General features: G+C 73.6%; 12 protein-coding genes. 8 read left to right on the forward strand and 4 right to left on the reverse strand.

Annotated elements, in window-relative coordinates:
- Position 1 precedes the first annotated feature (1 nt).
- The 6 genes from efeB to hpf all read left to right on the forward strand — a co-directional run bounded on the left by efeB (position 2) and on the right by hpf (position 7469).
- Positions 2 to 1246: an iron uptake transporter deferrochelatase/peroxidase subunit gene (gene efeB / locus CIK06_RS05285; RefSeq protein ID WP_232534246.1), complete on the forward strand. Its 1245-nt coding sequence runs from the start codon at positions 2 to 4 to the stop codon at positions 1244 to 1246.
- Between the two features lie 154 nt (positions 1247 to 1400).
- Positions 1401 to 2090, forward strand: coding sequence for an MtrAB system response regulator MtrA (mtrA, locus tag CIK06_RS05290; RefSeq protein WP_095563881.1), 690 nt, complete (start codon positions 1401 to 1403; stop codon positions 2088 to 2090).
- Between the two features lie 13 nt (positions 2091 to 2103).
- On the forward strand, positions 2104 to 3882 hold the full coding sequence (mtrB, locus tag CIK06_RS05295) for an MtrAB system histidine kinase MtrB (protein WP_198348105.1): 1779 nt from the start codon (positions 2104 to 2106) through the stop codon (positions 3880 to 3882).
- Positions 3879 to 5759, forward strand: coding sequence for an LpqB family beta-propeller domain-containing protein (locus CIK06_RS05300; RefSeq protein WP_095563882.1), 1881 nt, complete (start codon positions 3879 to 3881; stop codon positions 5757 to 5759). Before mtrB ends, CIK06_RS05300 begins: the two co-directional genes overlap by 4 nt.
- A 32-nt stretch (positions 5760 to 5791) precedes the next feature.
- Positions 5792 to 6502 carry a ComF family protein gene (locus CIK06_RS05305; protein WP_095563883.1) on the forward strand — a complete coding sequence of 237 codons (711 nt, stop codon included), beginning with the start codon at positions 5792 to 5794 and terminating at the stop codon, positions 6500 to 6502.
- A gap of 259 nt (positions 6503 to 6761) precedes the next feature.
- On the forward strand, positions 6762 to 7469 hold the full coding sequence (hpf, locus tag CIK06_RS05310; protein WP_095563884.1) for a ribosome hibernation-promoting factor, HPF/YfiA family: 708 nt from the start codon (positions 6762 to 6764) through the stop codon (positions 7467 to 7469).
- Positions 7470 to 7698: 229 nt separating this feature from the next.
- Here hpf and CIK06_RS05315 read toward each other — a convergent pair whose 3' ends face one another.
- Positions 7699 to 8871 (reverse strand): GNAT family N-acetyltransferase, encoded by a 1173-nt coding sequence (locus CIK06_RS05315; protein ID WP_095563885.1) that lies wholly within the window; start codon positions 8869 to 8871, stop codon positions 7699 to 7701.
- A 288-nt stretch (positions 8872 to 9159) separates the two neighbouring features.
- On the opposite strand from CIK06_RS05315, the gene secA reads away from it, so the two are divergent.
- Positions 9160 to 12036, forward strand: a complete 2877-nt coding sequence (gene secA / locus CIK06_RS05320; protein WP_095563886.1) for a preprotein translocase subunit SecA — start codon at positions 9160 to 9162, stop codon at positions 12034 to 12036.
- 133 nt (positions 12037 to 12169) lie between these two features.
- Here secA and CIK06_RS05325 read toward each other — a convergent pair whose 3' ends face one another.
- Positions 12170 to 12931, reverse strand: coding sequence for an Rv3235 family protein (locus tag CIK06_RS05325; protein ID WP_157756605.1), 762 nt, complete (start codon positions 12929 to 12931; stop codon positions 12170 to 12172).
- 185 nt (positions 12932 to 13116) lie between these two features.
- Positions 13117 to 13344, reverse strand: coding sequence for an AlpA family transcriptional regulator (locus CIK06_RS05330; protein ID WP_095563888.1), 228 nt, complete (start codon positions 13342 to 13344; stop codon positions 13117 to 13119).
- Between the two features lie 398 nt (positions 13345 to 13742).
- Between CIK06_RS05330 and CIK06_RS05335 the strand changes: the two genes are divergently transcribed.
- Positions 13743 to 14240, forward strand: a complete 498-nt coding sequence (locus CIK06_RS05335; RefSeq protein WP_095567584.1) for a hypothetical protein — start codon at positions 13743 to 13745, stop codon at positions 14238 to 14240.
- Between the two features lie 56 nt (positions 14241 to 14296).
- On the opposite strand, the gene CIK06_RS05340 is transcribed toward CIK06_RS05335, so the two are convergent.
- A complete protein-coding gene (locus CIK06_RS05340) occupies positions 14297 to 15439 on the reverse strand; it encodes a hypothetical protein (RefSeq protein WP_232534022.1) in 1143 nt (380 codons plus the stop codon).
- Between the last annotated feature and the right edge of the window lie 6 nt (positions 15440 to 15445).

Below are 15445 nucleotides of genomic sequence, written 5' to 3' on the forward strand. Positions count from 1 at the left end.
GATGGCACTGGCCGGTGCCGGTGCGGCCGGCGTGGCCGGGGTCGCCGGCGGGGCCGGCGCGCTGGCCTACGCCGCCACCCACGCCCAGCCGTCGACCGACGCGGCGACCGGCGCCGTGCCGTTCTACGGCGAGCACCAGGCCGGCATCGTCACCCCGGCCCAGGACCGGCTGCACTTCGTCGCGTTCGACGTGCTGACCAGGGACCGGGAGCGGCTGGCGGACCTGCTGCGGCAGTGGACCGCGGCGGCGGCCCGGATGACCGCCGGGCGGGACGCCGGCGCGATCGGCGCGGTGAACGGGATCCCGCAGGCGCCGCCGGACGACACCGGCGAGGCGTTGGGCCTGCCGCCGTCCGAGCTGACCGTGACCGTCGGGTTCGGCCCGGGGCTGTTCCGCGACGACGCCGGGCGGGACCGCTTCGGGCTGGCCGCCCGGCGCCCGCCGGCGCTGGCCGACCTGCCCCGGTTCGCCGGTGACGCGCTGCGGCCGGAGATCTCCGGCGGCGACCTGTGCATCCAGGCCTGCGCCAACGATCCGCAGGTGGCGGTGCACGCGATCCGCAACCTGGCCCGTATCGGGATGGGCGTGGTGGGGGTGCGCTGGTCCCAGCTCGGCTTCGGCCGGACCTCCTCGACCTCCCGCGGGCAGTCCACGCCGCGCAACCTGTTCGGCTTCAAGGACGGCACCGCGAACCTGAAGGCCGAGGACACCGGCCTGCTCCGGGAGCAGCTCTGGGTGCAGCCGGGCGACGGGCCGGACTGGATGGCCGGCGGCTCGTACCTGGTCACCCGGAAGATCCGGATGACCGTCGAGACCTGGGACCGCAGTGCGCTGGCCGAGCAGGAGGCGGTGATCGGCCGGACCAAGGGCGTCGGCGCGCCGATCGGCCGGGCCGGCGAGTTCGACGAGCCGGACTTCGACGCCACCGGCGAGGACGGCCAGCCGCTGATCCCGGCGGACTCGCACGTCCGGCTGGCGCACCCGGACCTCAACGGCGGCGCCCGGCTGCTGCGCCGCGGCTACAACTTCGTGGACGGGTCGGACGGGCTGGGACGGCTGGACGCCGGCCTGTTCTTCATGGCCTACCAGCGGGATCCGCGGCGGCAGTTCGTACCCGTGCAGACCCGGCTGTCCCGCGACGACGCCATGAACGAGTACGTCCGCCACGTGTCCAGCGCGGTCTTCGCCTGCCCGCCCGGGGTGCGCGACGCCGGAGACTTCCTCGGCTCCGGCCTTTTCGCCTGATCCGTCGCGACCGGACACGCCCGGCCCGGTGCTGGGACAAAGCCGACATTCGCCCCCGGTTGCCACGGGGGCGGCCGCCTTCGGGCAGGCCGGCCGGGATGCCACGGTGGAGCGGGTCAGCAGGTTCGGCGGGCGGGATGCAAATATTGGTGCCATGAGAGCCCGGGTCCTGGTGGTCGACGATGATCCCGCACTGGCGGAGATGCTCGGCATCGTGCTGCGCAGTGAGGGTTTCCTACCCTCGTTCGTGGCAGACGGTGAGCGCGCCCTTGCCGCGTTCCGGGAGGGTCGGCCGGATATCGTGCTGCTCGACCTGATGCTGCCGGGCATGAGCGGCATCGACGTGGCCCGGTCGATCCGGGCCGAGTCCGGGGTGCCGATCGTGATGCTGACGGCCAAGAGCGACACCGTGGACGTGGTGCTCGGGCTGGAGTCGGGCGCCGACGACTACGTGGTCAAGCCGTTCAAGCCCAAGGAACTGGTCGCCCGGATGCGCGCCCGGCTGCGCCGGGGCGAGGACGCCGCGCCGGAGATGCTGGCCATCGGGCCGCCCGGCAACCAGATCACCATCGACGTGCCGGCGCACACGGTGAGCCGCAACGGCGAGGAGGTCAAGCTGACCCCGCTGGAGTTCGACCTGCTGGTCGCGCTCGCCCGCAAGCCGCGGCAGGTGTTCACCCGGGAGGTGCTGCTCGAACAGGTCTGGGGCTACCGGCACGCGGCCGACACCCGGCTGGTCAACGTGCACGTCCAGCGGCTGCGGGCCAAGATCGAACCGGACCCGGAGCGTCCGGAGATCATCCTGACCGTGCGGGGCGTGGGATACAAGGCCGGCACCGGATAGCCTTGGACGCACTGTGACCAGGCCCGCCACCACCGTGACGCCGACGACCGCCCGAGCGGGGGCGGGCGTACGGGACTTCCGGCACGGTACGGTGCGCCGCGGCCTGCTGCTGGCGGCCCAGCTGCGGCGGACCTGGCGGCGGTCGCTGCAACTGCGGGTGGTGACCATCACCCTGGTCGCCTCCAGCCTGCTGGTGGGCGGCTTCGCCTACCTGGTGGCCGACAAGATCACCAACATCCTGCTGGACAACGCCACGGCGGACGTCCGGGACCGGCTCTCCAACGGCCGCACGTACGCCACCGAGCAGATCAGCATCCACGTCCAGCCGTACGAGCCGAAGCTGCGGGACACCATCGCGGCCACCGTCACCTACCTGGCCGGCGGCGACCCGGAGCAGGTGGGCGGCGTGGTCGTGGTGATGACCGGGGACTCGTTCCCGAGCTTCATCGAGGCGCAGACCTCCCCGCAGGTGGACTTCCGCCCGATGCTCAGCCCGGAGTTGCAGCACAGCGTCGACGCCGGCAACGTGGCCTCGCAGATCCGCACCGGCACGCTGGGCGGGGGCACGCCGACCAAGTACCTGATCTACGGGTCCCCGGTGCCGACCCGGTTCGGGCAGGTCGAGCTCTACTACTTCGTGCCGCTGACCCGGCAGGACGAGATCGCCGGCCAGGCCCGGACCACGGTGCTGGCCACCGGCGCGGCCCTGGTGCTGCTGCTGGGCCTGCTGGCGGCGCTGGTCACCCGGCTGGTGGTGACGCCGGTGCGGGTCGCGGCCCGGACGGCCCAGCGGCTGTCGGCGGGACTGCTCGATCAGCGGATGGCCGTCAACGGCGAGGACGACCTCGCGCTGCTGGCCGCGTCGTTCAACCAGATGGCCACCAACCTGCAACGGCAGATCGTCCGGCTGGAGGAGATGTCCCGGTTGCAGCGCCGGTTCACCTCGGACGTGTCGCACGAACTGCGTACCCCGCTGACCACCGTACGGATGGCCGCGGACCTGATCTTCGCGGAGCGGGACGAGTTCGATCCCGCCGTCGCGCGCAGCGCCGAGCTGCTCCAGGCCGAGCTGGACCGCTTCGAGAGCCTGCTGACCGACCTGCTGGAGATCAGCCGGTTCGACGCCGGGTTCGCCATGCTCGACGTCGAACCCACCGACCTGGCCCCGATCGTGCGCCGGGTGGTCGACCAGCTGGCCGGGCTGGCCGAGCGGGTCGGCGTGCCGGTCCGGCTGACCCTGCCGGACGCGCCGGTGATCGCCGAGGTGGATCCGCGGCGGGTCGAGCGGGTGCTGCGCAACCTGGTGGGCAACGCGGTCGAGCACGGCGAGGGCCGGCCGGTGGACGTGGTGCTCGGCGCTGACGACACGGCCGTCGCGGTGACCGTGCGGGACCGCGGGGTGGGCCTCAAGCCCGGCGAGGAGAAGCTGGTCTTCAACCGGTTCTGGCGCGCCGATCCGTCCCGCGCCCGGCAGACCGGCGGCACCGGGCTCGGCCTGTCGATCAGCCTGGAGGACGCCCGGCTGCACGGCGGCTGGCTGGAGGCGTGGGGCGCGCCGGGCCAGGGCGCCCAGTTCCGGTTCACCCTGCCGGCCCGGGCCGGTGACCGGCTCACCTCCTCGCCGTTGCGGCTGGTGCCGTCGGACGTCGAGCTGGCCGCCCCGGCGGTGTTCAGCCAGCGGCTGGCGATCGGCCCGGGCGCCGGCGGCGCGCTGGCGATCGGCCCGGCCGGGGAGCCGCTGCCGGATGCCGATCCGACGCCGGACGCGGACCCGGCGCAGGTGCGATCATGAGCCGGCGCCGTACCGCCGCGCCGGCCGTCCTCCGCGGCGGGCCGCCGCGCCGCCGGCTGACCCTGCTGGTGGTGCTGGCCGCCGTGCTGTCGCTCGGCGCCGGCCTGGCCGGCTGCGGCATCCCGAAAAGCACGGCGGTACGGGTGGACGGCCGCGGGCCGTCGCCGTTCACCGGCTCGGCCGGCGGTGACGGCCGGGAGCCGCCGGCCCCGGGCGAGACCACCGAGCCCGCGCAGTTCGTGAAGAACTTCCTCCAGGCACCCGCGGGGGAGGCCGACGGCGCGTACGACCGGGTCAACGCCTACCTCAGCAACAGCGCGCGGCTGCAGCGCAAGCCGTCCGGCGACGTACAGATCACCATCGTCCAACCGACCGCGACCGCGTTCACGGACGTGCAGAGCGCCGAGAACGGCTCCGCCCGGGTACGGGTGCCGGTGAAGCCGGTGGGCGTGCTGAACGCCGACGGGACGCTCGCGCCGCCGCCGGCCGGGGCGCCCACCTCGTACACCTTCGACGTGGTGCGGATCGCCCCGGACGAGCCGAGCCGGCCCGAGGCCGGCCGACTGGAGATCGCGAACCAGCAGGCCGGCCTGCTGATGAGCACCGAGGCGCTGAAGGACTTCTACCGGTCCTGGATCGTCTACTTCTGGAGCACCGACGGTGCGGTCCTGGTGCCGGACCAGCGTTACCTGCCGCTGGCGGTGCCCCGCGAGCGGTGGGCGACCGAGGTGGCCGGCTGGCTGAACGACGGGCCGGCGGCCTGGCTGCGGCCGGCCACCCAGCCGCTGCCCGACGGGCTGCGGCTGACCGGCAACGTGGCCGAGACCGACGGCCTGCTCAGCATCAACGTCTCCGCCTCCACCGGGGCCGACGCCCGGGACGGCCAGTTCGAGCGGCTGGAGACCCAGTTGGCGTGGTCGATGCGGGACGTCAACGCGCCCCGGTTCGAGTTGCGGCTGCGCAACTCCAGCCGCCCGCCGGTGGTGGCCGAGGACGCCCGCCGGCAGGCTCCGCTCTACGCGCTGACCGGGCACGAGCAGCGGTTCTGCGTCTACGACGGCCAGGTCCGGGCGCTCGTGGGCGCCCCCGCCGAGCAGGCGCTGTCGGCGGTGCCGATCCACCCGGAGCAGAACCGGGACGTGGACTCCGCCGGCATGCTGCGCAGCGGCGGCAGGGTCGCGGTCGCCCTGGTCACCGGGTCCGGCGGCCGGTACCGGCTGCTCACCGGGCTGGGCCAGGGCGAGGTCGAGCTGACCCACACCAGCAAGGACTCGTACGCCTCGATGGGTCAGCCGGTCTGGTTGAAGGGACTGGATCCGCAGCACCCCACCGGGTTCGTGGTGGCCGCCGGCCAGCTCTACCGGTTCGACGGCGGCGCCCAGCTCACCGCCATCCGGGTCCCCGCGACCAGCGGCGCGGTGAAGGCCGTCGCCGCCGCGCTGGACGGCCGCCGGCTGGCCGTGGTCGCGGGCGACCAGGTGTACGTGGTGCCGCTGTCCATCGACGGCGGCACGGTGACCCTCGGCGACGCCCGGCAGGTGCCCATCACGCTGGGTTCGCCGACCGCGCTCGACTGGGTCAGCGAGCGGGACCTGATGGTGGCCGGCACCCGGGCCGGGCAGGCCGGGGTGGTCGACCAGTTGTCGATCGACGGCGCGCTCACCAGCCAGCAGTTCACCGCGGGCTCCACCATCACCCGGTTGTCCGGCTACCCGGACAACCCGATGATCCAGTCGCTGGTGAGCCGGTACATGTACGAGGTGGACGGACAGGGCTGGGCGAACCGGTTCTCCAGCAACGTGCGCATCCCGACCGCCGACGTGGTGGGCGGCGAGGTCGAGGGCGCCGTGCCGCGGGCACCGTTCTTCCTCTACTGACCAGCGTTTCGGCGGCCGGACGGGGGATCGGGGTGCGCACGGATCCACTGCTGTCCGGGCTGGTCGACCTGCTCCTGCCGACCGCCTGCGCGGGCTGCCGGGCCGAGGGGGCGCCGCTGCGGTCGGGGGTCTGCGCAGGCTGCGCCGCCGAGCTGGACGGGTTGCGTCCCCGACCGGTGCGGCCCACGCCCGCGCCGCCCGGCCTGCCGCCGTGCACGGCCCTCGGCGAGTACGCCGGCGTGCTGCGCGAGGCGCTGCTGGCGTACAAGGAACGGGGCCGGCACGGCCTCGGCCGGCCGCTGGGCGCGCTGCTGGCCGAGGTGGTCGCGGCCGCGGTCGGGACGCCGCGCCCGACGTTGCTGGTGCCGGTGCCGAGTACGGCCCGGGCGGTCCGCGCCCGGCACGGCGACCACCTGGACCGGATCGTCCGGTCGGCGCGGCGCCGCCTGGTCGCCGCCGGCTGGCCGGTGACCGCGCTGCGGCCGGTGCGGGCGCTGCCCCGTCCGGACTCGGCCGGGTTGGACGCGGCGGGACGGGCCGCGGCCGCCGCAGCGGCCTTCCGGATCCGTCGGATCGGCGTCAACCAGATACGCAGAGTAGCGAGCGGTCGGCTGGTCCTGGTGGTCGACGACATCGTCACCACCGGCTCGACGATCGCCGCGATGGCCGAGATTCTGGCCGGTCACGGCGTGTCCGTCGACGCCGCCGCGGTGCTCGCGGCAACCGCCCGCCGGAATCGCTGATCACCTTGAGTGACGCCCAATTCACTCTATCGTGCTTCTGCCGTGAAAGTTCTCGAAAGGGTCTTGGCAACCGGGGGTGACGGGGGAGCGAACAGGGGTTAGCGTCATTTCTACCGGGGTAGGACGGGGCAATCCGCATCCCCGGTGCTGGGAGGAGGCGCTACCGCACACCACCGGTCGCCGCCGAACGTGAAGCCCAGGGGGTCTTCGGGCGACCGGATCTGTTTATTGCAGACCGTCCGCACGTCTGGAGGTCATCGTGGACATCGTGGTCAAGGGTCGTAACGTCGAAGTGCCGGAGCACTACCGGACGCACGTAGCCGAGAAGCTTGCCAAGGTCGAACGGTACGACCACAAGCTCATCCGGGTCGACGTCGAACTGTTTCACGAACGGAATCCGCGACAGTCGGACAACTGCCAGCGCGTGGAAATCACCTGCGTTTCCCGCGGCCCCGTGGTGCGCGCCGAGGCGTGTGCCAAGGACTTCTACGCCGCGCTGGACTGCGCGATCGCCAAGCTCGACGCCCGGTTGCGCCGGGCCGCCGACCGGCGGCGGGTCCACCGCGGCCGGCGCGCGCCCGTCTCGGTCGCGGCGGCCACGGCCGGCCTGCGGGTGGCCGACCACGCCGAGCCGGCACCGGCCGGCATGGACGGTGCCAGCCTGAACGGTGCGAGCCGCACCGGCGCCGCTCGGGACGCCGCCGGCTCGGGCGCCGCGGTGGCCACCGCCACCCTTGAGGCGGATCCCGGGTACGACTACGACGTGGAGGAATACGACGACCAGCCGTGGCACATCGCCCGGGAGAAGCTGCACCCGGCCGAGCCGATGACGGTCGACGACGCCCTGCACAACATGGAACTGGTCGGCCACGACTTCTACCTGTTCCTGGACAAGGACTCGGGCCGGCCGAAGGTCGTCTACCGGCGCAAGGGCTACGACTACGGGATCATCGCCCTGGCGGCGTAGGCGGCGTAGGCGGCGTAGGCGGCGTAGGCGGCGTAGGCGGCGTAGGCGGCGCTGCGCGGCGATCCCGCGGGTCCGGCCGGGCGGGGTCCCGGTCGGACCGGCCGGGTACGGATCCCGGCCCGGCTCGCGGGATCGCCGATGCGCGCCCGCCCGGTGTGACCTGCTCGGTGTGACCCGCCCGGTGTGACGCGCCGGTGGCGCCCGCCCGGTTCGAGCCGGCCCGCGCCGGTCAGCGCAGTAGGTCCTCCGGCAGCAGCGCGCCGGTCCACCCGTCGACCCGGCGTCCCCGGTGCGTCAACGCCGCCCGCAGCGTGCCCTCGAACCGGAATCCGACCTTCTCGGCCGCGCGCCGCGACGCCACGTTGCCGACCTGTGCCTGCCATTCGATCCGGGCCAGGCCGAGCGAGGTGAAGCCCCAGGTGGCCAGGGCGGCGAGCGCGGCCGACAGGTACCCCCGCCCGCGCACCTCGGGGGCGATCATGAAGCCGACGGCGGCCACCAGCGGGTCGCTCGGATGGATCCGCAGGTCCACCGCGCCCAGGTAGCGGTCCCCCGGGTCGGCCACCACGTAGTACGCGCCGGTGCCGGCCAGCCACGCCGCGGCGCAGTACCGGACGAAGTCCTCGGCGTCGTCGCGCCGGTACGGATCGGGCACGCTGGTCCAGCGGACGATCTCCGGATCCCGGCAGGACGCCACCATGAGGTCGAGGTCGTGGTCGGCCGGCGGGCGCAGCCGGAGGTCACTTCCGGGCGTACCGGCGAACAGCTCGGGCTGCGGGCGGCCGAAGACCGCGGCCCGCCGGGCGGCCAGCGAGCCGGGACCGTACGGACCGGCGCCGCCGTCCGCGGGCGCGTCGGCGGGCGGCACCTCGCCCGGCAGCAGCGTGCCCACCCAGCCCTCCTGCGTGCCCCGCGGATGTGGCGCGGCGAGCCGGAGCCGGCCCTCCACCCGGAAGCCGGCCCGCAGCGCCACCAGCCGCGAGGCGTGGTTGCCCAGCTCCGCCTGCCAGACCAGCCGGCGCAGCGCCAGGTCGGTGAGGGCCCACCGGGCCACGGCCCGGGCGGCGCGGGTCGCCACACCCCGGCCCCGTGCCCACGGCGCCGTCCAGTAGCCGATCTCGGCGGACCGCTCCCGCCGGTCGATGGTCACCAGCCCGCAGGAGCCGAGCAGTTCGCCCGTACCGGTGTCGCGGACCGCGAACGGCGCGGCGGTCCCGGTGGCCCAGGCCCGCGGCGCCGCCGCGGTGACGAAGTCGTGCGCGTGCTCGGCCCGGTACGGCGACGGCACGGTCGTCCAGCGCTGGATGTCCGGGTCCCGGCAGGCCCGCAGGACGTCCGCGGCGTCGGCGGCTCGCCAGCCGGTAAGCGTCAGGCCGGCCTCGGAGATTGTCGAGGGCTCCATCCGGCCATCCTGACCGACGCGGGGCCGGGCTGCCCCTTGAGCCCCGGCGGGCGGCTCTTCCCGGGGCGGCTCTTCCCGGGGCGGCGGCCCTTCCCGCGGCCCTTCCCGGGGCGGCCCGGCGGGCCGGTCCGGCCGCAATTCGCGCTGGGCGTAACGCACGCCACGATCTTGACCGCCCGATCGAGAGGAAATACCCCTTTCCTCCCTATCGACCGACCGGCGCGGCTGACGGGCGCCCCGCCCGAGCGCCTACGATGGTTTGGCAGAGACTCTAGGGAGCGCTGATCCGTGTCGATTCTGGAAAAGGTCCTTCGCGCCGGCGAGGGCCGCATGTTGCGCCGGCTCAAGGCCATCGCGGCTGCCGTCAACTCGATCGAGGACGACTACGTCGATCTGACCGACGCCGAGTTGCGGGACATGACCGACCAGTTCCGGGCACGGCTGGCCGAGGGGGAGACCCTCGACGACCTGCTGCCCGAGGCGTTCGCGGTGACCCGCGAGGCGGCCTCCCGGGTGCTGGGCCAGCGTCCGTACGACGTACAGGTGATGGGCGGCGCGGCGCTGCACTTCGGCAACATCGCCGAGATGAAGACCGGTGAGGGCAAGACCCTCACCTCGGTGATGGCGGTCTATCTCAACGCGCTCTCCGGCGAGGGCGTGCACGTGGTCACGGTCAACGACTACCTGGCACAGCGGGACGCCGAGTGGATGGGCCGGGTGCACGAGTTCCTCGGCCTCACCGTCGGGGTGATCCTGCCCAACCGGCCCGCGGCAGAGCACCGGGCCGCGTACGAGTGCGACATCACCTACGGCACGAACAACGAGTTCGGCTTCGACTACCTGCGCGACAACATGGCCTGGTCCGCCGACGACCTGGTGCAGCGGGGCCACAACTTCGCGGTGGTCGACGAGGTGGACTCGATCCTCATCGACGAGGCCCGGACGCCGCTGATCATCTCCGGTCCGGCCGAGCACTCGGCGCGCTGGTACACCGAGTTCGCCCGGGTGGTCGCCCGTCTTGAGTCGGGCAAGGACGGCGAGGGCGACTACGAGGTCGACTACTCCAAGCGCACGGTGGCGATCAGCGAGCGTGGCGTCGCCAAGATCGAGGACCGGCTCGGCATCGACAACCTGTACGAGTCGGTGAACACCCCGCTGGTGGGCTACCTCAACAACGCCATCAAGGCCAAGGAGCTGTACAAGCGGGACAAGGACTACATCGTCAACGACGGCGAGGTCCTGATCGTCGACGAGTTCACCGGCCGCATCCTGCACGGCCGCCGGTACAACGAGGGCATGCACCAGGCCATCGAGGCCAAGGAGGGGGTGGAGATCAAGCAGGAGAACCAGACCCTTGCCACGATCACCCTCCAGAACTACTTCCGGCTCTACAACAAGCTCTCCGGGATGACCGGTACCGCGCAGACCGAGGCCGGCGAGTTCAACAAGGTCTACAAGGTCGGCGTGGTGACCATCCCGACCCACCGGCCGATGGTCCGCAACGACCGGCCGGACGTGATCTACAAGACCGAGAAGGCCAAGTTCAACGCCGTGGTGGAGGACATCGCCGAGCGGCACAACCTGGGCCAGCCGGTGCTGGTCGGCACCGTCTCGGTGGAGAACTCCGAGGTGCTGTCGCAGTTGCTGCGCCGCCGCGGCATCCCGCACTCGGTGCTGAACGCCAAGTTCCACGCCAAGGAGGCCGAGATCGTCGCGCAGGCCGGCCGCAAGGGCGCGGTCACGGTGGCGACCAACATGGCCGGCCGGGGCACGGACATCCTGCTCGGCGGCAACCCCGAGTTCCTGGCCGCCAGCGAGTTGCGGCAGCGCGGACTGGACCCGGCCGAGCACGGCGACGACTATGTCAAGGCGCTGGAGGAGGCCCTTCCCAAGTGGAAGGAGGCCTGCGACGTCGAGGCCGAGGAGGTGACCGGGGCCGGCGGCCTGTACGTGCTGGGCACCGAGCGGCACGAGTCGCGGCGGATCGACAACCAGCTGCGCGGCCGGTCGGGCCGGCAGGGCGACCCCGGCGAGTCGCGGTTCTACCTGTCGTTGCAGGACGAGCTGATGCGGCGGTTCCGGGCCGGCGCCGTCGAGGCGGTGATGGAGCGCTTCAACATCCCCGAGGACGTTCCCATCGAGTCCAAGATGGTCACCCGCCAGATCAAGAGCGCCCAGGCCCAGATCGAGGGCCAGAACGCCGAGATCCGCAAGAACGTCCTCAAGTACGACGAGGTCATGAACAAGCAGCGCACGGTGGTCTACGCCGAGCGCAAGCGGGTGCTGGACGGGGAGGACCTGCACGAGCAGATCTCCGGCATGATCGACGACGTGGTCGCGGCGTACGTGCGGGGGGCAACCTCGGAGGGCTACCCCGAGGACTGGGACCTGGAGCAGCTCTGGTCCAGCCTCAAGCAGCTGTACCCGGTCGGCGTCACGGTCGAGGAGGTCGAGGAGGAGGCCGGCGGCGAGCGCAACAGCGTGGACGCCGACTTCCTGCTGGAGCGGCTCAAGGAGGACGCGCACGCGGCGTACGAGCGGCGCGAGGAGGATCTCGGCAGCGACGCGATGCGCCAACTGGAGCGCATGGTCCTGCTCCAGGTGATCGACCGCAAGTGGCGGGAGCACCTGTACGAGATGGACTACCTCCAGGAGGGCATCAGCCTGCGGGCCTACGCGCAGCGCGACCCGGTGGTGGAGTACCAGCGCGAGGGCTTCGACATGTTCGCCACCATGATGGACGGGATCAAGGAGGAGACCGTCGGGTTCCTCTACAACCTGGAGGTCCAGGTCGAGGAGCCGGAGGCGGCGCCGACCGAGGAGGTCAAGCTCCTCGAACAGCCGGTGGAGATCCGGGCCAAGGGCCTGAACCGGGCGCCGCGCAGCCAGGGCCTGCAATACTCGGCGCCGACCCTCGACGGCGCGGAGGCGCCGGCCGGTGGTCCGGGCGGAGCGGGCATCCGGCGGGCGGAACCGCAGCCGCAGGCACCGGCGCTCGGCCTCGGCCAGCCCGCGACGCCGCCGCCCACCACCCGGCGGGCTGCCGCCCAGCCCGCGCCGTCCGGTACGGCGGCGGCCAGCAACGGCCCGTCCCGCAACGCACCGTGCCCGTGTGGATCGGGCCGCAAGTACAAGCGGTGCCACGGAGCGCCGTCGGCCGGCTGACCCCGGCTCCCGCCGACCCAACTTCGGCGAAGTCGGGGCGTCCCGTCAGCCCGGACCCCCCGACTTCGCCGAAGTTGGGTGCAGTCAGCCCGGTCCAGCCCGGCTCCCGCGGGGGCGGGCGAGGGGGCGGCGGCTACAACAGGTCGAGCGCCGTGCCGAGCCATCGGCCGGCGCGCCGTTCGAGGCGTACCGCCAGGGCCCAGCTACGGTCCCCACGTCCGACCACCGCGGCGACCTCGGCGACTCCGGTGGCCGGTTCGGCGATCCGCACGACGCGGATCCGCAGCGGCTGGGTCCGCCGGCCGCTCGTGCCGGCGGGCTGCGCCAGCCGCCGGGTGGCCGCGGTGACCCGGGTGACGAGGCGTAGGTCGGGCTCGGGGTCGCAGAGCTGCTGGAGGTGGCCGATGGGCCGGTGCCCGTCGAAGGTCTCCAGGCAGGAACCGAGAAATCGGCGCGCCGCCTGCCGTGCCTCGGGGCTGGCGCCCGACGGGACGGTGGGCTGCCCGATGTGGCCGGCCTGGTCGCCCTGGTCGCCCTGACCGGCCTGGTCGTTCTGACCGGCCTGGCTGCTGCGGCCCGGCTGGCTGCTACGGCCGGCCTGGTCGGTCCGACCGGTCTGGTCGGTCCGACCGGTACGGCCGGGTTGGCCGCTGCGGCCGGGTTGGCCGGTCTGGTCGGTACGGCCGGGTTGGCCGGTGCGCGGCCGAGTGGCGCGCGGGCCGGCGGCGTTGCCCCGAAGCTGGTTGCGCGGGGCGGACAGCTCCAGCGCGAGCTGGTCGGGCGGCTCGCGCCACCAGGCGTACGGCAGTGACTCGTCCTCGAACGGCGGGTCGAGTGGCGGCACCGGCCGCATCCGCACGGTCGTACCGGCTCGGTTGGATGTCCTTGCCCCCATGCCGACCACCTCGCCATGATGATCTTGCGTTTGCTTTCGTTTGCTTCCGACCACGCTCATTCTGAGCGCGACGGGGTCGGCGGTCAACACCGCGTCGAACCGGTGGGATCGGGGTCGGATTCCGGGCGTCGCCGGAGGGACCGGTGTGGGCGAACTCGGCCGTGCCCGGGTTCCGGGCACGGCCGTTACCCGGACTCGCGGTCGGCGAGCGGGTTCTGCCGGACCCAGTCCGCCGTCTCGGCGTACTTCTGCTGGATGTACTCCTCCAGCCGGGCGCGTTCCACCCGCCACTGCCCGCGCCCACCGATCTTGATGGCGGGCAGTTCGCCGCTGCGCACCATGTGGTAGACCTGCGAGTCCGAGACGTTCAGCTCGGCCGCGACGTCGGACAGCAACAGGAACCTCGACTCCACTGGCGTTCTCCCGATGACGGTGGTTTCCTCAGTTTGCCACCGTTAGCCTTCGCTGGCCCGTACCGGGCTTCGAGGGGGGCCAGCGGCGCCGCCCGGATCCGCCCCCGGGCACCCCGCGCCGCCGGGCACCCCGCGCCGCCGGGCACCCCGCGCCCCCGGGCACCCCGCGCCGCCGGCCACCGCGCCGCCGGCGCCACCGCACCGCCGGGGCGGGCGTTGATCAAGGAGTTTGTGCGCGCGCAGGCGTCTCCTGGTGCCACAAATACCTTGATCAACGGGCTGGGCCGGTCGGGCTGGCGCTCCGGCCGACCGGGGGTGTATGACGAGGAGCGACGCCGGGCATGATCGGCGCGTGCGACCGGCGGGGTCGCCCGAGTTGGCGAGCGGAGACGATGGCGATGACGGATCAACTCGTCCGGGTGTACCTGCCGGCCACGCTGCCATTGCTGGTCACGTTGCGCGGCGGCCAGCTGGCACTGTCCGGCGGGCACGCGGTGACGCCGGGGCTGCGCGAGTGGTACGCCGAGGGCGACGAGGAGGAACTGGAGTACGTGGCCTTCACCCGGGCCGCGCAGGAGGCGCTGCGGCTGTTGCGGGCGGATCCCGGCGCCCCGCGCCGGCGGGTCGTCATCTCGGTCGATCTGCCGCCCGGTGCGGCCCGTCCCGCCGACGGGGAGTTGGGCTCCAGCCACGTCCACCTGGCCTCGCCGGTGCCGCTGGCGGCGGTCGCGGCGATCCACGTGGACGGCGCCGACGCGGCCGAGGACGTGGCGGCGGCGGCCGAGGCGGTGGAGGCCGCGCTGGCCGGGGACCCGGACGCCCAGTTCACCGTCGACGGCACCGAGGACCACGAACTGGAGTGGTACGACGTGTCGGAGATCGACTCCCTGATCTGAGCGCCCGCGGCGCCCCCGTCCGTGGGCGCCCCCGTCCGTGGGCGTCCCGCCCGCGGTCAGCCGCGCTCCCGCGTCCCGTCCGGCTCGTCGGGCGCCTCGGCCTGTTCGTCCTGGCTCAACGCCTCCCACGCGGTGTCCCGGTCCGGATCCCGGGGCGTGCGGCGGCCGGTCCGGACCACCGGGTCGGCAACGGGCGCGGCGGCGCGCCGGGCAACCGCCGCGGTGGCCGGCTCGGCTGCGGGCTCCGTCGCGGCCTCCGCCGCGGCCTCGGCGGCCGGTTGGAGGGTACGGCCGAAGGCGATCATCGAGACCAGCGCGCCGAGGAAGAGCACGCTCAGCCCGTGGATCACCCGGGCGCCGCCGAGCAGGCCCTGCGCCGTACGGTCCGCCTCGCTCAACTGCCCGGCGAGCCGGAGCAGCCGGCCGCCCGCGGTCCAGATCAGTGCCTCGGCGGCCAGCAGGAACGCCCCCGGACCGGCGCCGGCGATCAGGTAGCCGGGCCAGCGGGCCGGCCGGTGCGGGGCGTCCCCGGCGGCGGCCCGCCGGTCCGCCCGGCTGAGATACCGGTACGCGACGAGGCCGGCCGTGAGTCCGCAGACCACCGAGAGGGTGCGGGAGAACCAGGTCAGGGCCGTGAGCTGCGACGTGATGCTCTCGTCGGCGCCGTAGAGCGAGGTGATCTCCTGCTGGAAGTAGCTCAGCGCGAACGTGACGCCGCAGACGGCGAGGGCGGCCGTGACGACGGCCCCGACCAGCGGCCCGCGCAGGGCGGCGACCGCCCCGCCGAGCACGGTGGCCGCCGCGACCGTACCGGCGAGCACCGCGACCACCGAGTCGTTCCCGTTGCCGAGCGTCACCGTCACGGCGGCGACGAGCCCGACCAGGGCGCCGGCGCCGACCGCGGCGGCCGAGCGCAGCCAGGGCCGGCGGAGTCCGCGCCGGGCCAGCAGGTCGACCACCAGCAGGCCGACGCCGGCACCGGCCACCAGGCTCGCCGAGATCACGCCCGGCAGCGCGTACGCCGCGGAGAAGATCGCCGTGGTGCCGGCGTTGGCGGACATGGCCACGTGGGTGGAGGAGAGCATGGCGGTCAGCCAGGCGACCGCCAGCAGCGCCAGCGCGGGGGCGCCGGGTGCGGTCCCGCCGGCCACCGCGGCGGCCGGGCGGGTGGCCTCAGTGCTGCCGGGCTTCTCGCTCATCGTCTC

The sequence above is a fragment of the Plantactinospora sp. KBS50 genome, assembly GCF_002285795.1.
GTDB lineage: Bacteria > Actinomycetota > Actinomycetes > Mycobacteriales > Micromonosporaceae > KBS50.